Genomic DNA, 21,230 nt, shown 5'->3' on the forward strand with positions numbered 1-21,230 from the left:
TACGCTGTAAGAGAAACATTCTCTATGTTCTTTTATTTAAACTGCCACAAAGTGTTTGTGGCAGTTTTTTTATAGTTTAATTTTTGGAAAGGGTTTTCCGTTTCCACCAACCAACACGTTGAGTTTTAGGAGTATTATCATCAGATGTCGATGATATAACAACGGGTTGGTTAGCTATTTTTTCAACTTTTGAGGTTATTCCAACAGTTTCTTCTTCTGTAGTTGTTAATTTTGATGTTTTTTCCTTAGAGGGAGATTTTTTACGAGTTTTAGGTGTAGGTTTTTTACCACTTTTAGGAGTGTTTTTTATCTCATCATCGCTCGATTTTTCTACTTTTTTTGTTCTAACTTTACGTTGAGATTTGCTTTTAGCTTCTTTTTCACTAGATTCTACAACTGCTATACTCTGATCATTTTCAAAGGGAAGCTGTTTTTGTGTAACTTTTCGAGAACGTGTTGTTTTACGTTTTTTAGCTTTTTCAACCACATCAATTTTGACCGTTTCCTCTTGTTGTATATTCACGTGTTTTGTATCATTTTTTTCTTCATCATATTGAATAGACTTCATCGCAGAAATACGATGTTTGTGATTTGCTATTTTAATTTCTTCTAAGGCTTTTTTAGCAAAATCTCCTACTGGTTCTGCGTGAGGGATACGAAACTTGTACAAAACGTTATCCTGATTACGACGTCCGCCACGACGTCCACGACGACGTCCACGGCGACGAGAGTCATCACTGATTAAATCACTTGTTTTGTGAACAGTAGAAACGGGATTACTATGAGGCTCGCCTTGATGATTTTTATGTCGATTCTTTTTATTGGTTCTAGTGGATGGCTTATCTTCAACAAAAATATTTTCAACTAATGTTGCCTCTTCAACTTCTTCGTTAGGGTCATCTTCGAAAAATGATATGGGCTGAGACGTTGTTTCTGCTATTGTCCCCTTAGAAATGAGAAAATGTTGCGTTCCAACACTATCATCCGCTTCAATGTTAATACTAAGTTTAAAACGCGCTTCTAGATTAACCAGAATATTGCGTTTATGGTTTAAAACATACAGCGCTGTTGTGACAGGAGTACGTACAGTAATGTTGTGCTGAGGATGATGAAGAAGATATTCTTCAATAGAGCGCATAACATATAGAGCAATCGATGATTCAGAACGGACGCTGCCTGTTCCAGCACAATGCGGGCAGGGTTGTGTTGTACTTTCTAAAACCGATATACGAATACGTTGACGACTCATCTCCAAAAGGCCAAAGTGCGAAATGTGACCAACTTGAATACGAGCACGATCATTTTTTAAGCAATCTTTTAATTTTTTTTCAACCAACCTCACGTTACGTTCTTCAAGCATATCAATGAAGTCAATCACAATTAAACCAGCAAGATCACGTAAGCGTAATTGACGCGCGACTTCTTCTGCAGCTTCAAGGTTGGTTTGTAAGGCTGTTTTTTCAACAGAGAATCCTTTTGTAGAACGGCCGGAATTTACATCAATAGCAACAAGCGCTTCAGTTTGATTAATAACAAGATAACCACCAGACTTTAAAGAGACTTGCGGATGCAACATTTTATCAAGTTGAATTTCGATATTATTACGCGCAAAAATAGGAATAGGATCACGATATGGTTGAACAACTTTTGCGTGACTGGGCATGAGCATACGCATGAAATCTTTTGCTTCACGATATCCTTGATCACCAGAAACAAGAATTTCATTAATATTTTTATTATAAAGGTCCCGTATAGAGCGCTTTATGAGGTTACTTTCTTCATGAACAAGGCATGGCGCAGTGGATTTAAGTGTTAAAGCACGAATAGTATCCCACAATCGCATGAGATAATCATAATCGCGCTTAATTTCAGCTTTTGTTCTATTGGCTCCAGCAGTTCGTAAAATAACACCCATACCCTTTGGAACAGCCAATTCTTTTACAATTTCTTTAAGGCGCTTGCGATCTTGTATATTTGTAATTTTTCGTGAAATACCACCACCACGCGCTGTATTAGGCATTAAAACAGAATAACGGCCAGCTAAAGATAAATATGTTGTGAGTGCAGCCCCTTTATTGCCACGTTCTTCTTTGATGACCTGCACCAATAAAATCTGGCGTCGTTTAATCACTTCTTGAATTTTATACTGACGTTCTTGTCTCTGTTGATAGGTAGGCAGCTCTTCACGTACATCTTCTGCACCAACCATTTCGATATCATTATCAGAAACATTTACGCTAAACTCTTCCTTTACATTGTCAGCTGTTATTTCTTCAGAGACCATATCATGCTCAACATCCGCTGCCATGATATTATCACGCTCATCTCTTTTTGTTTTTTTTGAGCGTTTGTTACTTTTGTTTGTTTTTTCAGTAAGATCATCTGCATAATTTTCTCCTACAGCGGCTTTTTCCTCTTCTTCAAGAAGGGCGAGGCGGTCCGCGATAGGAATTTGATAATAATCGGGATGAATTTCAGAGAATGTCAAAAAACCATGACGGTTTCCACCATACTCGACAAAAGCGGCTTGGAGTGATGGTTCTACACGCGTAATACGTGCGAGATAAATATTCCCCTTGAGCTGTTTTTTATGTTCGGATTCAAAATCCAGTTCTTCAATTTTGTTGCCATGAACAACAACAACACGTGTTTCCTCTGGATGAGAGGCATCTATAAGCATTTTGTTTGACATAAGTTAAAATCCTGAAGGCGACACGCGCGACCTTATTCAAACGAACAGTATAAATCTGCACAAATGTAAGGGGCTGTCTGCCGTAAAAAGAAGATACCAGAAAAACAGAATAAGACACTATACGCAAATACATGACTGCATTTACAGCATTCCTAATGATCATCTTCATCTGTTTTATATGACTCATATTTTTTATAAGTCTCCGGCAAAACAATCTTTAAAATAGTTTGGTTATCCAAACCAGCGAATCTTTAAGTAACGCAACCCTAGCCTTGGTGATATAAAAAACTTTTATCCATAAAAAGTTTAAATTGTAACACGTAAAAAAAATCTAAAAATAACTTCATATATAAACTACAGATAATTTAGAGAGTTACGACCGACTAAGGAGCGTAAATGCTCTTTTATGTTGATCTCATGATTTTGGCAAGTAACAATATCACTCCCTACACTAGTACGTATCATTATCACAATTTTATCAACTTAATTTAACTTTTCGGAGTGAATGCAATTGAAAGATTCAACATTTATTTAAAAAGATAAAATAAATCTAATACATTGCCTTTTTTGAAGATTGAAGTGAGTTGTTGTTATAGAGTATTTTTTTATGATAAGAGGATTTCCTACCAAAAAACTAAAAAGAGTATATTGGGATACTCTTTTGTATCTCTTATTCTGTTTGTTATCTTTTTTCGCATATCAGGTAAGTTCTCAGGCTGCAGAACCTTTGAAACTTGTTAAACTGCGAACTATTGGTGATAGTTCAAGCACGCGCATTATAGCAGTTTTTAATGTTAAACCAAATGTTCGCTTACAAATTTTAGATAATCCTGCACGTTTAATTATCAATTTACCGACTATTGATTTTTCAGAAAAAAATACACTTCTAAAAAAACGGAATATACTATCAAATATGTTATCAGATGTGCGTTATAGCTTCTTTGATAAAGAGACTTCACGCATTATCTTCACAAGTAAAATAACTTTTGTTGTTGAAAAGAATATTGTACAAAAATTAGATAATGGTTTATGGCAATTGCTGATTGATATTCGTAAAACGACACAAGAAAGATTTGATGAACTATTTCAAAAACAACAAAAATATGATTTCAGCATAGGACCACGACAAATGCAGACGCGCAATTTTCGTGTTATTCTTGACCCTGGTCATGGTGGAATTGACGGCGGAGCACAAGGTCTTACTGGAACCTTGGAAAAAGATGTAACACTAGCCTTTGCGCGTGTCTTACGAGGCATATTGGAAAAAGATTCCCATCTTACTGTTTCCTTAACACGTGATTCTGATATTTTTTTACGATTAAGCGAAAGAGTTAAAAAAGCACAAGAATTTGGTGCAGATCTTTTCATATCCATCCATGCAGATACCATTAATATACATTCTCTTCGTGGTGCTACAGTGTACACTGTATCAGATCAAGCATCTGATGCAATCGCAAAATCTTTAGCTGAACGTGAAAATAAAGTTGATCTTCTTGACGGTTTTCCGGCAGATGAATCAATTGAGGTGACAGATATTTTGATTGATCTTACTCAACGTGAAACACGTGCATTTTCGGTAAATTTTGCTAATAGTGTTGTCTCAAACTTATCAAAAAGCAACATTCATTTGATAAATAACCCTCATCGATACGCTAATTTTGAAGTTTTAAGAGCTGCCGATATCCCTTCTGTTTTAATAGAGATTGGGTATTTATCAAATAGAGAAGATGAAGAATTATTAAATTCTTCTCAATGGAGAGAACAACTGGCAAATTCCTTGGCTCATTCTATTCGTCAGTTTGCCAAATATCGGCAGAAAATTATGCAACCTCTTTAAATTCGTGAGAAAATAGAGTATCAATTAAATTCTTAGAGAAAAGATAGAAAACATTTCTCTTTATCTCAGCTGATTAGTTCACCAAGTTGTTTTTTTCTGAGGTCATTTATTTTTTCTTTTATCCGTTTTGCAGAAAGCGATAGCCGTTTTTATGATGATTTTTTTTAGATACCTTCTTAGTTTTTTTATTATTATTGTTTATTTTGAAACAGCAATACAGAGTGTAATAGCAAAAGAGCAGATGGATGCACTTCCTGATTATGAAGTTCTTTCTCTTTATGAACCACCGGTAATGACTCGCGTTCATGCTGCAGATGGTAGCCTTATGGCAGAGTTTGCAACAAAAAATCGTCTCTATTTACCAATTCAATCAGTTCCTAAAATTCTTAAAGAGGCTTTTATTTCTGCTGAAGATAAGAATTTTTATAGTCACTTTGGTTTAGATCCCGAAGGACTTTTAAGAGCTTTAATCAATAATATTCGTAATATTGGTTCTGGAAAACGTCCAGAGGGAGCATCCACCATTACACAACAAGTTGCTAAAAACTTTCTTTTAAACTCAGAAGCAACATTAGAACGTAAGTTGAAGGAAGCTATTTTGGCGATGCGTATTGAAAGGACCTATTCAAAAGATCATATTCTCGAACTGTATCTCAACGAGATTTATCTTGGACGTGGGACCTATGGTATAGCAGCAGCTTCTTTGACTTATTTCAATAAATCCGTCAATGAGCTTACTTTAGAACAATGTGCTTATTTAGCGGCTCTTCCAAAAGGTCCTGCAAATTATGATCCATTTAAGAATACCAAACGTGCTATTGATCGACGTAATTGGGTTATAGATCGAATGGTTGCAAATGGATATATAACGCGTGAACAAGGAGAAACAGCAAAAACAAAACCTTTAGGAGCAACAATACGCGGCAAGGATAGCTATGTTTTTGCTGCTGAGTATTTTACTGAAGAAGTACGCCGCCGTTTAATGCATCGTTATGGCGCTAAAACACTTTACGAAGGTGGACTTTCAATTCGTACAACGCTTGATCCACATTTACAACTTTTTGCTCGGCGTGCTTTGCACAATGGATTAGTTAAATTTGATCATTCACAAGGCTGGCGTGGAGTTTATGGACATATTGAGCATATCAATAAGAAAGATGATTGGGGTATAGAACTTGCAAATATTACAGGGTTAAGTGATGTTCCTGAATGGCGCTTAGCTGTTGTTCTTTCTGCTAACGCCAATAAAATAGAGATTGGTTTACAACCACAAAGAGAGGATACAGGTCTCTTATCAAAAAGACGGGAAATTGCTGTTTTGTCTGAAGATTCTTCAAAGTGGGCATTAAACGTTGTGAAAAAAAATGGTTATCGAAAAGTTGTCCAGAACTTATCTCATATTCTGCAAGTTGGTGATGTCATTTTTGTTGAAAAAATACCAAATGCAAAAAATGTTTATCGTTTACAACAAATCCCAAAAGTTGAGGGAGCTATTGTTGCTATGGATCCTCATACAGGGCGTGTTCTTGCAATGGTAGGGGGGTTTTCTTTTTCCGCATCTGAGTTTAATCGTGCAACACAAGCTTATCGTCAACCAGGTTCTGCTTTTAAACCTTTTGTGTATGCAACAGCACTCGATAATGGATATACACCAGCATCTGTTGTTTTAGATGGTCCTATTGAAATTCGTCAATATAATGGTGAAGTTTGGCAACCTAAAAATTATGGTGGGACATTTGCAGGGCCTTCAACATTGCGTTATGGTATTGAACACTCTCGCAATCTTATGACAATACGGTTAGCCTATGATATGGGAATGCCTCTTGTCGCTGAATATGCGGAACGTTTTGGTGTTGTAGATAAATTACAGCCTTATCTTCCTATGGCTTTAGGAGCTGCTGAAACAACGGTTTTACGAATGGTTACAGCTTATTCAGTTATCGCTAATGGTGGGCGTTCTATTAATCCTTCTTTGATCGATAGAATTCAAGATCGTTATGGAAAAACGATTTACCGTCATGACGATCGTATCTGTGAAAAGTGTAATGCTCAATCGTGGAATAATCAGAGTGAGCCTATCTTGATTGATGAACGTGATCAAGTTCTTGATCCTATGACAGCTTATCAGATTACATCAATGATGGAGGGAGTCGTTCAACGGGGAACTGCTGCACGCTTACGTTACCTCAATCGGCATATTGCTGCTAAAACAGGAACAACCAATGATTCTAAAGATGTATGGTTCATGGGGTTTACCCCTGATCTTGTTGTTGGTATTTTCGTTGGTTACGATCAACCAGCACCATTGGGGTACAATGGAACAGGAAGTTCATTGGCAGCGCCTATTTTTGGTGAGTTTATGGAAGCTGCTATGAAGGGAAAACCAGATGTGCCATTCAAAATGCCAGAAGGTATGATTTTAATGCCTATTAATCGTAAGACAGGTATGCTTGCCGAAGCAGGAGATCGTGATGTCATTATAGAAGCATTTAAACCGGGAACTGGGCCTTCTGATATATACCAAGTCATTGGTAGTACGAATTCTTTTCAAGAAGGTGTACCTACAATAACGACTTCTCCACAGGTTAACAAAGCTCTTGAAAGTGGTACAGGTGGACTGTATTAATCGACAAAAATTTCTTTTGACATAAAGTTGATATAGGAGATTATTTTTATTTATTTTTTCAGTATAGAAACAGTCAATAGATTTATGCAGTTATGCTGTTTTTTTACTGTGCGTTTTATATAAATACTTATGAAGCATAACTGAGAATCTTTGAAAGTAAAAATTGGTGTTTAATTATGCGAGCAGAAATAGAAACATTAGTTGATGAAATACAACAAGCAATCAAATTGCTAAGGGGGCATCTTTGACTGGGATCAGTCACTAAAACGTCTTGAATATCTCAACCAAAAAGCAGAAGATCCAACGCTTTGGGATAATGCGCAACAAGCACAAGATATGATGCGTGAGCGTCAGCGTCTTGATGATTCAATCAATGGTATTCTATCGTTTACCAAAACACTTGAAGAGTGTATTGAATTAATCTCAATGGGAGAAGAAGAGAATGATGCTGAAGTTATCACTGATGCAGAGAATGCAATACGTACTCTTAAGAAAGATATAGAGAAAAAGCAAATTAATGTGTTGCTCTCAGGAGAAGCAGATCCAAATGATACTTATTTAGAAGTTCATGCCGGTGCTGGAGGGACAGAAAGTCAAGATTGGGCTTCTATGCTTTTACGCATGTATACCCGCTGGGTTGAACAGCATAAAATGAAAGTTGAAATTTTAGAAGTTCACGATGGTGAAGAAGCGGGAATAAAATCAGCAACACTGCTGGTAAAAGGACATAATGCTTATGGTCTGTTGAAAACAGAATCAGGTGTTCATCGTTTGGTACGTATTTCACCTTTTGATTCAAATGCAAAGCGTCATACCTCTTTTGCAAGTATTTGGGTTTATCCAGTCATTGATGATAATATTGAGGTTGATGTTTCGGAGGCAGATGTGCGTATTGATACATATCGCGCATCAGGAGCTGGAGGACAGCATGTCAACACAACGGATTCTGCTGTTCGTATTACACATATAAAAACGGGGATTGTCGTTCAATGTCAAACAGAGCGTTCTCAGCATAAAAATCGAGCAACAGCATGGTCTATGTTACGCGCAAGACTTTATGAAGAAGAGCTTAGAAAGAGAGAAGAGGAAACAAATGCCGTTGAAGCTTCTAAAACAGATATTGGATGGGGGCATCAAATTCGCTCTTATGTTTTACAGCCCTACCAACTTGTCAAAGATTTACGGACAGGTGTTGAAAATACCGATCCACAATCTGTACTTAATGGGAATTTAGATACATTCATAGAAGCAGCACTCGCTCAGCGCGTTTATGGAAAAGGTCAAGATATTGAAGATGTTGATTAATTTGTATGATTAAGCTCAAAGCCTATGTATAAGCCATTAACTATAGCATTTTTAGAAACTTTGTAAAACCATTTCTTGTTCTGTCACTTTAGACAGAACAAGAAAACCCTTCATACGTAATAGGTAGAATAATTTTATATCTTATGGATTCTTTAATTATAAAGCTTATAGACCATTTTGATATAAAAGTTTAGCAGCGGCCAACACTTCATTAGCGTGTCCAGATACACTCACTTTACGCCATTCTTCTACTATTTTTCCAGTTGTATCAATGAGAAAAGTACTTCTTTCAACACCCATATATTTACGCCCATACATGCTTTTTTCAACCCAGACACCATAAGCTTCAAGTGTTGTTTTCTCTTCATCAGAAACAAGGATAATATCAAGGCCGTGTTTCACTTTAAACTGATCATGTTTTTTAATATTATCTGGAGATATTCCAATAATCACAACGCCAATTTTATCAAATTCGGCTTTTAACCCTGAAAAATCGACCGCTTCACGCGTACATCCACTGGTATTATCTTTCGGGTAAAAATACAAAACAACACGTTTTCCTTGAAGGTCAGAAAGAGACAAATGACCTCCACCATCACGCGGTAAATCAAAATCAGGAGCATGAGAGCCTTTCGTTGGTCTTGTCATTGTTCTTTATCTTTCTTTTCGGTATCGTCAATGTAAGACATAGAATATGTAGAGTGAATGAGTTATGCAACCCTTCAGAATACAATTACTTTTAAAATATTTCTAATTTTCTTCTCAATAAGTTGATTATGTCATAAGAACTTCATTAAAAAATTGAAATCTTTATGAAATACACAAACATTACATCATAAAAGAATATACATAGAGCGATTACAGTGGCTTTAATAAAACGTGTTTTTTCTTACCAAAAGAAACTTTAATGATTCCTACTTCATTAACATCTTTTTCAATAATGAGATGTTTTTCATCCTTAATTATTTGGTCGTTTATGCGTACCCCTCCACCTTGAACATGTCGGCGCGCCTCACTATTAGATTTGGCAAGTCCTGCCTGTACTAAAAGAGTAAGAAGTCCAATACCTGTTTTTAAATCTGTCGCATTAATTTCAACGGTTGGAAGATTTTCTCCGAGTGCTTTTTCCTCAAAAGTTTTACGAGCAGTCTCAGCTGCTTCATTAGCAAGGCTACGTCCATGCAACATTGCCGTAATTTCTGTTGCAAGAATTTTTTTTGCTTCATTAATTTCAATTCCTTGCAATACAGAAAGTTTGAGTATTTCATCCATTGGCAATGTGGTATACAGCTTCAAAAATCTTACTACGTCAGCATCTTCTGTATTACGCCAATACTGCCAAAACTGGTAAGGTGAGAGCATATCTGCGTTAAGCCACACGGCACCATTCAATGACTTACCCATTTTGGCACCAGAAGAAGTTGTCAGCAACGGAGAAGTTAATGCATATAACTGTGCGGTTCCTAAACGATGTCCTAATTCAATTCCGTTAATAATATTACCCCATTGATCAGATCCACCCATTTGCATACGCAGACCGTAGCGTTTATAAAGCTCAACAAAGTCATAAGCTTGCAAAATCATATAATTAAACTCTAAAAATGATAAAGAATGCTCACGTTCAAGCCGCAGTCTGACGGAATCAAACGATAACATACGGTTTACGGAAAAATGTTTTCCTACATCACGTAAAAATTCTAAGTAGTTTAAATGACATAACCATTCAGCATTATTGACAATACATGCATCAGTTTCTTTATCACCAAATGTTAAATAGTTAGAAAATACCTTTTTAATACTAGCTATATTTGTAGCAATATCATCTTGCGTTAGAAGGCGTCGTGCTTCATCCTTGAAGGAGGGATCTCCTATAAGTCCCGTTCCTCCACCCATTAATGCAATAGGTCGATGACCGGTTTTTTGCAACCAATAGAGCATCATAATTTGCAAAAGACTTCCAGCATGTAAACTTGATGCTGTAGGATCAAATCCAATATAGGCACTTACAGTTTCTTTTAAAAAAAGATCGTCTAAGCCTTTTTCATCTGAAACTTGATGAATAAAGCCACGTTCTCTCATGATGTGTAAAAAGTCAGATTTAAAGGAAAGCACAGATTTTATTTCCTAATTAATATTGTATTCATTGATACAATGGATTTTTGATATGTTTTCTCTAGCATAAATAATGAAAATACTGGCAATGAAAAAATAACTCAAACACTATTTTGCTTGTATATCCAGAAAGAAACACACTTCTTCTATTTTGCAACATATATAGACATAAGAAAACAAAAAAATGTTAAAAAACAACTTCTCTTTTTGTCATTCTTCACTAATTTCTAGCGCTTTTAAGTCAATGAAAGTATTTCAGGTGAAGGGGCAAGAAGTTCACTCGTTATGTGATTATCCAAGTATTGTGCACAGCGCTCAATAAGCTCTTGATTACATCCGCTAAAAAAGTGGTTCGCACCCGCTAATATCTCTTGTGTAATGGTAATACCTTTTTGTGTTTTCAATTTATCTACAAGCGCTTGGACATCTTTTAGTGGAGCAACCTTATCAATATTGCCGTGGATTATAAGGCCAGAGGAAGGGCAGGGGGCAAGAAATGAAAAGTCGTAAACATTTGGTTGAGGAGCAACGGATATAAATCCTTCAATTTCGGGTCGGCGCATCAAAAGCTGCATCCCAATCCAAGCACCAAATGAATATCCAGCAACCCAGCAATTTTTAGAGTCAGGATGCTGTGTTTGGACCCAATCAAGAGCTGCTGCAGCATCTGAAAGTTCTCCTATTCCATAATCAAATTCACCTTGACTGCGACCAATACCACGAAAATTAAAACGCAGTGTGGTAAAACCACGCTGTTGGAACATATAAAAGAGATCATACACAATTTTATTGTTCATTGTGCCGCCAAATTGAGGATGAGGATGCAAAATAATTGCAATTGGTGCATTTTTTTGTTGGGAAGGCTGATAACGCCCTTCAAGTCGACCTGCTGGACCATTAAAAATAATTTCTGGCATTAAATGCTCCTGAATGCTCTCATTGACCTCGAGTGAATTTTACCATAGAATCTGTTAAATAATCATTAGATATTCTTTTTTAAATGCATTTTTCAAGAAAATTGCATTATTTTTTTAATCAATTAATACGACTGATGATCGCGATGTAAAATGATTGTGGAACGCCGATATTTTGATCACAATGCAACAACACCACTTAAGACAGTAGCACGAGTAGCGCTCCTAGAGTCTTTAGATATATTTGGCAATCCTTCATCGGTTCATACAGAAGGACGTGTGGCAAAATCATTATTACAAAAAGCGCGCCGACAAATTGCTGAAGTTTTGAACACAGATCCAGATCATGTGGTATTTACATCTGGTGCAACTGAGGCAGCAATGACTTTATTATCACCTCTTTATAATATGGGAAGCTCTAAAGTTCAATTTTCTCATCTTTATATTGGAGCTACAGAGCATCCATCTATTGCGGAAGGAGGACGCTTTTCTAAAGAATGCATCAGTATTGTGCCTGTTGATCAAGATGGGCTTATTCAACAAGATAAGTTAATCTCTCTTTTAAGTATTCATAACAGAACAAAAGGGCTGCCTCTTGTGGCGATTCAAGCTGCAAATAGTGAAACTGGTGTTATCCAACCGATAAAAGAAATCGCTGCCATCGTTCGAGATTGTGGAGGCATTCTCATTGTTGATTTGACACAATATGTAGACAAAAAAGATGTTGATATTCATGAGATAGGAGGGGATTTTTTTATATTATCTGCTCATAAAATTGGTGGGCCTAAAGGAATTGGTGCCTTTGTTTCATCTGGAAACCTTTTAATGCCTACTCCCCTTATTGTCGGGGGAGGACAAGAAAAAGGGTTGCGTGGAGGAACAGAAGCATTGCCACTGATTGCTTCTTTTGGAGCAGCGATGACTGATTGTTTTACCCAAGCAGAGAGAAAGAAATTAACATCTTTACGTGATAAATTAGAAGACGGGATACAAAAAATATGTTGTGATGTTAGAATTTTTGGTAAAAAAGTTCAGCGTTTGCCAAATACAACTTATTTTTCTGTACACAATATAAAAGCTGAGACGATGCAAATTGGCTTTGACTTAGCAGGGTTTTCTGTATCAGCAGGTTCTGCTTGCTCTTCTGGAAAAGTAAAACAAAGCAGAGTCTTAGAAGCAATGGGGTACGATATTGCAAATGGAGCAATTCGTATTTCAATAGGGCGTTGTACAACTTCTAAAGATATTGATGACTTTCTATTGTGTTTTTCCCAAATTATGAGTAATAAAGTAAACGAGGTTTGATCATAAAATGTTCGTAAGCTAAATACTTTCGAAGTAAAGTAAACTTAAATAAGCTTGATTGAAATTTTCCTGTTTTACATATAGCTTAAAGAATGAATTGCTCACCTTGATCTTAGGAAAAAAATAAGACTTTTAGTCACCGGTTCTTAACACCAAAAAATGGAGAAGGTTTATGCCGGCAGTAGAAGACACAATACGCCAAGTACGTGAAATAGATGTTGATCAATATAAATACGGCTTTGAAACCAATATTGAGACGGATAAAGCGCCAAAAGGCTTAAACGAAGATATTATCAGATTTATTTCTGCTAAAAAAAATGAACCCGAATGGATGCTAACATGGCGTTTGAAAGCTTTCCATCATTGGTCAACAATGCAAGAACCCAATTGGGCGCGTCTTCAGTATCCCAAAATTGATTTCCAAGAGCTTTATTATTACGCTGCGCCTAAAAATCATACAGGACCAAAATCTTTAGATGAAGTGGATCCTGAGTTATTAGCTACCTATGAAAAACTTGGTATTCCCCTAAAAGAGCAAGAAATTTTAGCAGGAGTAAGAAAACAGTCTGACCCTTCTACTTTTGATGATAATATTTATGCATCAGGACAAGTCGCCGTTGATGCTGTTTTTGATTCTGTTTCTGTTGTGACAACATTTAAAAAGGAATTAGCACGTGCTGGTGTGATTTTTTGCTCTATTTCAGAAGCAATCATTGAACATTCTGCTCTTATCCAAGAATATTTAGGAACGGTTGTACCTACGGGTGATAATTATTATGCTGCCTTAAATGCAGCTGTTTTTACTGATGGTTCATTTGTATATATCCCGAAAGGGGTTCGTTGTCCTATGGAGCTTTCAACTTATTTTAGAATTAATGAACGCAATACAGGCCAATTTGAACGAACATTGATTATTGCAGATGAAGGTTCCTATGTGTCTTATCTTGAAGGGTGTACAGCCCCCCAACGTGATGAAAATCAACTTCACGCTGCTGTTGTTGAACTCGTTGCGCTCAAAGATGCGGAAATTAAATATTCTACAGTACAAAATTGGTACCCTGGCGATAAAGATGGTAAGGGCGGTATTTATAACTTTGTAACAAAGCGTGGAGATTGTCGGGGCGATAACTCTAAGATTTCATGGACTCAGGTTGAAACGGGATCTGCAATTACTTGGAAATATCCATCTTGCTTGCTGCGTGGAGATAACTCGCGTGGAGAATTTTATTCCATTGCTGTTGCAAATGGTTATCAACAAATTGATTCTGGTACAAAGATGATCCATTTGGGAAAAAATACATCAAGCCGGATTGTCTCTAAAGGTATTTCTGCTGGCTTTTCAAATAATACTTATCGGGGACAAGTTGCAGCATATAGAAAAGCGCAAAATGCACGTAATTTTACGCAATGTGATAGTTTGTTAATTGGTAATGACTGTGGTGCTCATACAGTCCCTTACATTGAAGCAAAAAATGCGACAGCTCAATTTGAACATGAGGCAACAACATCAAAAATTTCTGATGATCAGCTTTTTTATGTTATGCAACGGGGAATTCCTGAAGAAGAAGCGATCGCGTTAATTGTGAATGGTTTTGTAAAAGAAGTGATTCAAAAGCTCCCGATGGAATTTGCTGTTGAAGCACAAAAGCTCATTGGTATCAGCCTTGAGGGCAGTGTGGGATGATAATCGGTTAGTGAACAGCCTATTTGGCATAAATAACCAGAACAGGATAAAATTATGTTAGAAATAAGAAATTTGCGTGCCCGTATTGCTGGGGCCGATACGGAAGTTATTCGCGGTTTAAACTTGACAGTTCAAGATGGTGAAGTTGCTGCTATTATGGGACAAAATGGGGCTGGAAAATCGACCTTATCTTATTTACTTGCTGGTCGTGATGATTATGAAGTCATAGAAGGCGATATAGTTTATAATGGGCAATCACTTTTAGAGATGGATCCAGCAGAGCGTGCGGCATATGGTGTTTTTCTCGCGTTCCAATACCCAATGGAAATACCTGGGGTAGCAACGATGGAGTTTTTAAAAGTTGCAATGAATTCCCAACGTAAAGCACGTGGCGATCAAGAACTTAAAGTTCCTGAGTTTATAAAGTATGTTAAAGAGGTTTCTTCAAAACTTGAAATAGATATGGACATGCTAAAACGCCCTTTAAATGTAGGGTTTTCAGGTGGAGAAAAAAAACGTGCTGAAATTTTACAAATGGCACTTCTGGAACCTAAACTTTGTATTTTAGATGAAACGGATTCAGGCTTAGATATTGATGCGCTAAAAATTGTTGCAGATGGTGTGAATAAACTGCGTGATTCAAAGCGTTCATTTTTGGTGATCACCCATTATCAGCGTCTCCTTAATTATATTGTTCCAGATACGGTACATGTTCTTTATAAGGGGCGTATTATTAAAAGTGGAGATAAGTCATTAGCGCTTTATTTAGAACAAAATGGATATGCTGATTTAATTAGTGCAGTGGCTTGAGGTTATTGAATATGAGTACGCAACACAAATTGCTAGAGGTTGAAAAAGATATACTCAATAATTTCAATCAATATCTCAATAAGTTACCTGGTGATAAGACTGTACAGGCAGTTCGTAAAAAAGCGATTGAGTTATTTCAGAGTGCAGGTCTGCCTTCACGTAAAATCGAAAATTGGCACTACACCAATTTACGTACATTATTAAAGTCTGTTAGTCATTTTTCAGAAATATATGATGATGGACAATCCGTTGATGCATTACTTTCAGAGAGCGCTGTTTTTTCTATTAAAAATGGAAAAACATCTACACAGTCACAAGTAAAAAATATTATAGTAAAACGGTTAGCCGATGCATTAAAAGAAAATTCTGTAAAAATAGATCAAGTCAGTTCTCATGAAGATTTTATCGGACAGCTCAATACAGCTTTTTTTACAGATGGTTGGCTTTTTCATATTCCTGAAAATACAAAATTAAATGTTCCCATTGAATTACAAAATGTCCAAATGGGTGGACAAGCCCATATTTTTTCAGACATAAAAATTGATCAAAACAGTCAGGCTACCTTTATTGAACATCAAATAGGAAGTGATCAAGATACTTTTGTTAGTTCAATATCTTCATTACAAGTTGCCGCTTATAGTGATGTTACTTGGATCATTATTCGAAATCATGATTTTAATTCTACGCATTTTGGTCGATTTCGTGCCACTCTTGGTCAAGGAGCAAAATTGTCACTTTATGTACTTAACATAGGAAGTCAGCTAAACCGTCAAGAAATTGATATTGAATTACAAGGAGCAGAATCTGACTTTCAATTGCGTGTCATTAATTTGTTATCAGGCCAAACCCATAGTGATCTTACGATGACTGTTCGTCATGTTGAAGAACAATCAACTTCAACCGAAGTTATACGAAATGTCGTTACAGATAAGGCAGTGGGTGCTTTTCAAGGAATGATACGTGTTGCTCCAAAAGCTCAAAAAACAGATGCACGCATGGCTTGTAATAGTCTTATTCTTTCAGATAATGCAGAATTTAATGCAAAACCTGAATTAGAAATTTTTGCTGATGATGTTGCATGTGGTCATGGTGCAACAGTTGCCAATATTAATCATGATTATCTTTTTTATCTCATGGCGCGTGGTATCCCTTTTAAAACTGCGCATGCGCTTTTGATTAAAGGCTTTATCTCCGAGCTCATTGATGAGATCCCACAAGATAACATTCAAACTGTTTTGAGAAACATTATTGTTAAATGGCTAGAAAAAAATGTTTAAGGCAAAAAATGGAAAGTGATACAAAAACATTAAATTATGATATAGAAGAAATTCGCAGTGACTTTCCTATTCTACAACATAATGTTTATGGAAAACGGTTAGCTTATCTTGACAGTGGTGCATCTGCTCAAAAACCGCAATCTGTTCTTGATGCGATGAATGATTTTTATCAACATCGTTATGCAAATGTGCATCGAGGAATGCATTTTTTATCCAATCTCGCAACACAATCTTATGAAGATGCCCGTGAGAAGGTTCGCACTTTTTTGAACGCCCAGACAACAAAGGAAATTGTTTTTACCAAAAGTGCAACGGAAGCTATTAATACTGTTGCTTATGGTTGGGGGCTGCCCAAATTAAATAAAGGTGATGAAATTATTCTCACCATTATGGAACATCACTCAAATATTGTTCCTTGGCATTTTATTCGTGAAAAAAAAGGTGTTAAGCTTGTTTTTGTGCCAGTGGATAAGGATGGTATTTTACATATTGAAGATTTTCAAAAAGCTTTAAATGATAGAACAAAACTTGTCGCCATTACACATATGTCTAATGTTTTGGGAACAGTACCTTGTGTTAAAGAAATAATCAATTTATCGCATCAAAATGCTACTCCTGTTCTTGTGGATGGTTCTCAAGGAGCCGTACATTTAACAGTTGATGTGCAAGACCTTGATTGTGATTGGTATGTTTTTACAGGTCATAAGCTTTATGGTCCTACTGGTATTGGTGTCCTTTACGGTAAGGAATATAGGCTGGAAGAAATGTATCCTTTTCAAGGGGGGGGGGAAATGATTGAGGATGTAACCGTTGATAAGGTTCTTTATAATGCTCCTCCCCATCGCTTTGAAGCAGGAACTCCTCCCATAGTTGAAGCAGTTGGGTTGGCAGCTGCTATTGACTATATGCAGAAGAAAAATAGAAATGCGATTCATGCGCATGAAACAGCACTTTTATCTTATGCACATGAAAGACTTGAAGCTATTAAATCATTGCGTATTTATGGTCGCTCTCCTCATAAAGGTGCTATTATATCCTTTGAAATAGAAGGCATTCACGCTCACGATATTGCTATGTTTATTGATCGGCAAGGTGTTTCTATACGTGCGGGCACGCATTGTGCGCAACCTTTATTACAACATTTTGGTTTAACATCTACATGTCGTGCATCATTAGCCATGTATAGTACTTATGAAGATATTGATCAGCTAGTGGAAGCATTGGAAAAAGCAAGGACATTTTTTAATGGCTAAAACAATTGAAGAGCCTCATTCGACAGAAACTATTGAAACTGTAAGCAAAAGTGAAAAGCCTTACATATCAGCAATTCCACCTGACGAAATTGATCGTATGACAAGTGATATTATTGCGGCTCTTAAAACAGTTTATGATCCGGAGATTCCTGCTGATATTTATGAATTGGGATTAATTTATCGCATTGATATTGAAGATGATCGTTCCGTAAAAATCGAAATGACTCTCACGGCTCCAGGATGCCCTGTTGCCGGTGAAATGCCTGGTTGGGTAGAAAATGCTGTAAGCGCGGTGGAAGGTGTTTCACATGTTGAAGTCACCATGACATTTGATCCGCCATGGACACCTGATTGTATGTCAGAAGAAGCACAAATTGCTGTTGGATGGTACTAAATCTTGTTAAGAGAGTTTAGACTATCTTTTGGGGGCAAGAGATTTGCAGGTTATTTCTAATTTTAAATGAAAATACAGTTTTGTTTCCTTTATAGCGAATAAAACTCTTAAATTTATGTATAAAGTAATAAAAGCATTTGAATTAAAACAAAAGCTTTTTTAATAGGTTTATTCTTTTTTTATAAAGACTTAATCTAATGGAATAATGATAACAGAGAGTAAGACAGACAAATTTGCATATAACTTTAGACTTAACAAACACTATTTTTAATTTTTTAAAACAAAACGCGACAAAAAAAATTACAGCTTGAGAAATAGCTCAATGGATATTTGAAAATTACCCAGAATCCTGCCATCAAAAACAAAAACGTTCAACTGTGACAGTTACTCCCTTTAATAATGATGCAGCTCTTATTCAGCAAATTGTTGCTGAGATAGGAGCAAGGCGTCCACGTCTTCAAAAACGTTACCCTGAAATTAAAATCACTGAAGGACGTCTGCGGAAATATTATCTCACGCAGTCAACAGATAGTGCTGAAATCGACGAAGTAGAGAGTAGCAATACAACTTTTAAGACAAATGATTTTGTTACAGAACATGATCTTTATCCACTATTATCTAAGTTTTTATGGTCAGAGCTTGAGGTCTACAGCAAACGTATTGATGAGAAACGTTCTCGTAATAAGAATGGAGCAGGTGGAAATAAATGGTTGTATCCAGATCTTGTTGGAATACAAGATTTAAGCTATGAATGGCATCGTGAAATCAAAGGTTGTGTTTTGCAATATTTTGATAAAAAAACGGAACTTTGGTCTTTTGAAGTAAAAATTTTTATTAATCGTTCAAATTTATAACAAGCATTTTTCCAAATGATGAGTAATCACATGTCAATCAAGACGAATACACTATGTGCTTTTCTATATCAGAATAATTGTTTTTTCACATATTTTCTCAAGAGATTTTGAGATTTTTACAGAAGTAAAAAAGCACTCAAAATCATGAGGCTTATCAGTGTAATTTACCGACAGAAAACTGATCTTTATTATAGGTTGTGTTGTCTTTTGGGGAGAGGATTCTAAAAAATGGACGTATTGAATGATAATGATTTTTTTCTTATTTGAAAAAAATGATATAGTTACTAGAATAACCTGACCAAACGGAAAATTTTTTTATAAGCAATTTTGATGACTTTCTTTGGGGAGCCGTTGTTTAATGCTTTGAACAAAGCGTTTTGCCTCTTTGAGTAGAAAGTTTTCAAAAGAGATTTTTATTATTTTCTATGATGCTTTTTCACCAAAGGGATGAGATTGGCACATAGTGTGCAGTCTATCTATTTGCGCGTCTTATAACCCAGTATAAGAAGCGAGAGAGTGCGTTTATCCTCTCTTCTTGATGGATCTCTTATCGCGTTAAATATTGACATTTTAAACAGTTTTGGTTATAATTTTTCCAGTTAAATATGGGAGAGGGATTTCCATAGAATTGCAGTTAAGCAGAGTTTTGGTGCAACGTGTATTTGGTTGTAGAGGTTGTTGCTTTTACTAAAAATGCAGCCTCGTTGGGTGTGACAGCGTCATGTTGGTTTGATTTGTATTTTCTATGGCTCATAAAGCGATTGATCGCTTTATGAGTAATGTAAAGCGGGGATGGGACTTCTAGTGTTATTTGTATTATTACGCCAAGGGAGCTTTTTAAGGTTTTTTCTAGCCGTTTTTGTATTCTTTGTCTTGTTTCATAAGGCAACGGCTTATGCACATTTTTCGGCTCCTTTATCTTCACGTTCCCCAGCAGATAGTTTTTCACGCCATTTCTCAGAGGAGCAGCAATTAGAGAGAATTGAGCGTTTACGTGCTTTAACGCGTGGCAAAGCTTCTCCTTCTGTTGAAGAAGATCAGGGGACAGTTTTAAGGGGGGGGGATACTGTTTTGCTGTTCATGACATTATTGTCGATGGGGTTTATCATATCAAAAAGCGCTCTATAGCAGCAGTTACAGATCCTTATGTGGGGAGATGTATAGATCTTTCTGATATCCAGAGATTGATTAAACAATTAACCAAGGTCTATTTGGATTAAGGCTATGTGATAGCGCGTTTTTATATTCCCGATCAAGATATCAAAAAAAGTAAGGTGCTCAAGTTTGTTGTCGTTGAGGGCAAGCTTTCGGATATTTATTACAATGATTCTCCGGCATCTGCTCGTAACAATATAGTGTGGAGTGCTTTTCCTGGGCTGAAGGGTCACATTCTCAATATGCGTGATATTGAACAGGGGCTTGATCAGATGAATAGGCTGAATTCAGGGCATGCTCAAAATGAGCTTCTTCCAGGGCGTGAAGATGGCAATACCATTGTGAATATTAGCAACCAGCCGGGTCCAGCTTTGAAAGTCACAGTTTCCCATGACAATATGGGGCAATCCTCGACAGGTTATGCGCGTTATAGTGCGGGCTTGAGGGTAGAAAATATTTTAGGGATGAATGATGCGTGGGATTTTGGTTATCAACGCAGTGAGCCCGATTATTGGGGTGGGAGCAAGCAAGAAGGGCATAGCAATAACATTTCAGCGAGTGTGAGTATTCCGTACGGTTATTGGACCTTTGGATTGAATGGCACTGTTTATAATTACCAAAGCATAATCCCTGGCAATTTTACCGATATTGAGACGACGGGGGATTCCAGTGAGTTGCACGCCAGTACAAGCAGGGTTCTTTACCGTGATAGTGTTTCCCTTACAACCTTGAATTTAGGTCTTTCCTATAAAAGAACCAACAACTACCTTCTTGGCAATAAGATTGAAGTGGGCAGCCGTCAATATAGTGTTGCCAATTTTGGCATTTCGCATTCGCGCCAGATGTTGGGGGGAACATGGACTTTTGATGTGAGTTATTTGCAAGGGCTCCCTTTGTTTCATTCAGTAAAGAAATGTGCCAGGGGCAGGGGATGCGGAGCCACAATTTGCCAAATTTACCGGTACGCTTAGTGTCATGACGCCTTTTAAGGTAGGGAGCTTGGACTTTATAC

Annotated in this window: 14 protein-coding genes and 1 pseudogene; 11 read left to right on the plus strand and 4 right to left on the minus strand. The window is 36.7% G+C overall.

What is annotated here, in order from left to right:
* Positions 1 to 76: 76 nt before the first annotated feature.
* On the minus strand, positions 77 to 2,692 hold the full coding sequence (locus ABID23_RS05805) for an Rne/Rng family ribonuclease (protein ID WP_354190224.1): 2,616 nt from the start codon (positions 2,690 to 2,692) through the stop codon (positions 77 to 79).
* A 607-nt stretch (positions 2,693 to 3,299) separates the two neighbouring features.
* On the opposite strand from ABID23_RS05805, the gene ABID23_RS05810 reads away from it, so the two are divergent.
* From ABID23_RS05810 to prfB, 3 genes are all read left to right on the plus strand, one after another.
* A complete protein-coding gene (locus ABID23_RS05810; protein WP_354190226.1) occupies positions 3,300 to 4,529 on the plus strand; it encodes an N-acetylmuramoyl-L-alanine amidase in 1,230 nt (409 codons plus the stop codon).
* Between the two features lie 151 nt (positions 4,530 to 4,680).
* On the plus strand, positions 4,681 to 7,155 hold the full coding sequence (locus tag ABID23_RS05815; RefSeq protein WP_354190228.1) for a penicillin-binding protein 1A: 2,475 nt from the start codon (positions 4,681 to 4,683) through the stop codon (positions 7,153 to 7,155).
* Between the two features lie 176 nt (positions 7,156 to 7,331).
* A protein-coding gene (gene prfB / locus ABID23_RS05820; RefSeq protein WP_354190230.1) for a peptide chain release factor 2 occupies positions 7,332 to 8,460 on the plus strand; the annotation gives its coding sequence in 2 pieces (ribosomal slippage) (positions 7,332 to 7,400 and positions 7,402 to 8,460; 1,128 coding nt in all).
* Positions 8,461 to 8,625: 165 nt separating this feature from the next.
* Here the strand turns inward: prfB and ABID23_RS05825 are convergent.
* From ABID23_RS05825 to ABID23_RS05835, 3 genes are all read right to left on the minus strand, one after another.
* The gene (locus ABID23_RS05825; RefSeq protein WP_354190232.1) at positions 8,626 to 9,108 is read right to left on the minus strand and encodes a peroxiredoxin; all 483 of its coding nucleotides are present in this window, start codon (positions 9,106 to 9,108) and stop codon (positions 8,626 to 8,628) included.
* A gap of 210 nt (positions 9,109 to 9,318) precedes the next feature.
* Positions 9,319 to 10,572 carry a tyrosine--tRNA ligase gene (gene tyrS / locus ABID23_RS05830; RefSeq protein WP_354190234.1) on the minus strand — a complete coding sequence of 418 codons (1,254 nt, stop codon included), beginning with the start codon at positions 10,570 to 10,572 and terminating at the stop codon, positions 9,319 to 9,321.
* 236 nt (positions 10,573 to 10,808) lie between these two features.
* Positions 10,809 to 11,489, minus strand: coding sequence for an alpha/beta hydrolase (locus ABID23_RS05835; RefSeq protein ID WP_354190236.1), 681 nt, complete (start codon positions 11,487 to 11,489; stop codon positions 10,809 to 10,811).
* Positions 11,490 to 11,639: 150 nt separating this feature from the next.
* On the opposite strand from ABID23_RS05835, the gene ABID23_RS05840 reads away from it, so the two are divergent.
* From ABID23_RS05840 to ABID23_RS05875, 8 genes and pseudogenes are all read left to right on the plus strand, one after another.
* On the plus strand, positions 11,640 to 12,791 hold the full coding sequence (locus ABID23_RS05840; RefSeq protein ID WP_354190238.1) for a cysteine desulfurase family protein: 1,152 nt from the start codon (positions 11,640 to 11,642) through the stop codon (positions 12,789 to 12,791).
* 172 nt (positions 12,792 to 12,963) lie between these two features.
* On the plus strand, positions 12,964 to 14,475 hold the full coding sequence (gene sufB / locus ABID23_RS05845; RefSeq protein ID WP_354190240.1) for a Fe-S cluster assembly protein SufB: 1,512 nt from the start codon (positions 12,964 to 12,966) through the stop codon (positions 14,473 to 14,475).
* Between the two features lie 54 nt (positions 14,476 to 14,529).
* Entirely contained in the window at positions 14,530 to 15,285 is a 756-nt protein-coding gene (sufC, locus tag ABID23_RS05850; RefSeq protein WP_354190242.1) for a Fe-S cluster assembly ATPase SufC, read from the plus strand.
* 11 nt (positions 15,286 to 15,296) lie between these two features.
* Positions 15,297 to 16,562, plus strand: coding sequence for a Fe-S cluster assembly protein SufD (sufD, locus tag ABID23_RS05855; RefSeq protein ID WP_354190244.1), 1,266 nt, complete (start codon positions 15,297 to 15,299; stop codon positions 16,560 to 16,562).
* Between the two features lie 8 nt (positions 16,563 to 16,570).
* Positions 16,571 to 17,815, plus strand: a complete 1,245-nt coding sequence (locus ABID23_RS05860; RefSeq protein WP_354190246.1) for a cysteine desulfurase — start codon at positions 16,571 to 16,573, stop codon at positions 17,813 to 17,815.
* Complete coding sequence (locus ABID23_RS05865) at positions 17,808 to 18,209, plus strand: SUF system Fe-S cluster assembly protein (RefSeq protein WP_354190247.1); 402 nt, start codon at positions 17,808 to 17,810, stop codon at positions 18,207 to 18,209. Before ABID23_RS05860 ends, ABID23_RS05865 begins: the two co-directional genes overlap by 8 nt.
* A 377-nt stretch (positions 18,210 to 18,586) precedes the next feature.
* Entirely contained in the window at positions 18,587 to 19,063 is a 477-nt protein-coding gene (locus ABID23_RS05870) for a hypothetical protein (protein WP_354190249.1), read from the plus strand.
* Positions 19,064 to 19,855: 792 nt separating this feature from the next.
* Positions 19,856 to 21,230 (plus strand): annotated as a pseudogene (locus ABID23_RS05875) (ShlB/FhaC/HecB family hemolysin secretion/activation protein); the annotation flags it as partial.

This window comes from Bartonella silvatica (genome assembly GCF_040545155.1).
GTDB lineage: Bacteria > Pseudomonadota > Alphaproteobacteria > Rhizobiales > Rhizobiaceae > Bartonella > Bartonella silvatica.

Excerpts from the sequence above, each read along its gene's own strand:
- ABID23_RS05825 (WP_354190232.1), bottom strand. The coding sequence starts at position 9,108 with ATGACAAGACCAACGAAAGGCTCTCATGCTCCTGATTTTGATTTACCG.
- ABID23_RS05835 (WP_354190236.1), bottom strand. The coding sequence starts at position 11,489 with ATGCCAGAAATTATTTTTAATGGTCCAGCAGGTCGACTTGAAGGGCGT.
- ABID23_RS05805 (WP_354190224.1), bottom strand. The coding sequence starts at position 2,692 with ATGTCAAACAAAATGCTTATAGATGCCTCTCATCCAGAGGAAACACGT.
- sufC (WP_354190242.1), top strand. The coding sequence starts at position 14,530 with ATGTTAGAAATAAGAAATTTGCGTGCCCGTATTGCTGGGGCCGATACG.
- ABID23_RS05860 (WP_354190246.1), top strand. The coding sequence starts at position 16,571 with ATGGAAAGTGATACAAAAACATTAAATTATGATATAGAAGAAATTCGC.
- sufB (WP_354190240.1), top strand. The coding sequence starts at position 12,964 with ATGCCGGCAGTAGAAGACACAATACGCCAAGTACGTGAAATAGATGTT.
- ABID23_RS05810 (WP_354190226.1), top strand. The coding sequence starts at position 3,300 with ATGATAAGAGGATTTCCTACCAAAAAACTAAAAAGAGTATATTGGGAT.
- ABID23_RS05840 (WP_354190238.1), top strand. The coding sequence starts at position 11,640 with ATGATTGTGGAACGCCGATATTTTGATCACAATGCAACAACACCACTT.
- ABID23_RS05815 (WP_354190228.1), top strand. The coding sequence starts at position 4,681 with ATGATGATTTTTTTTAGATACCTTCTTAGTTTTTTTATTATTATTGTT.
- sufD (WP_354190244.1), top strand. The coding sequence starts at position 15,297 with ATGAGTACGCAACACAAATTGCTAGAGGTTGAAAAAGATATACTCAAT.
- ABID23_RS05865 (WP_354190247.1), top strand. The coding sequence starts at position 17,808 with ATGGCTAAAACAATTGAAGAGCCTCATTCGACAGAAACTATTGAAACT.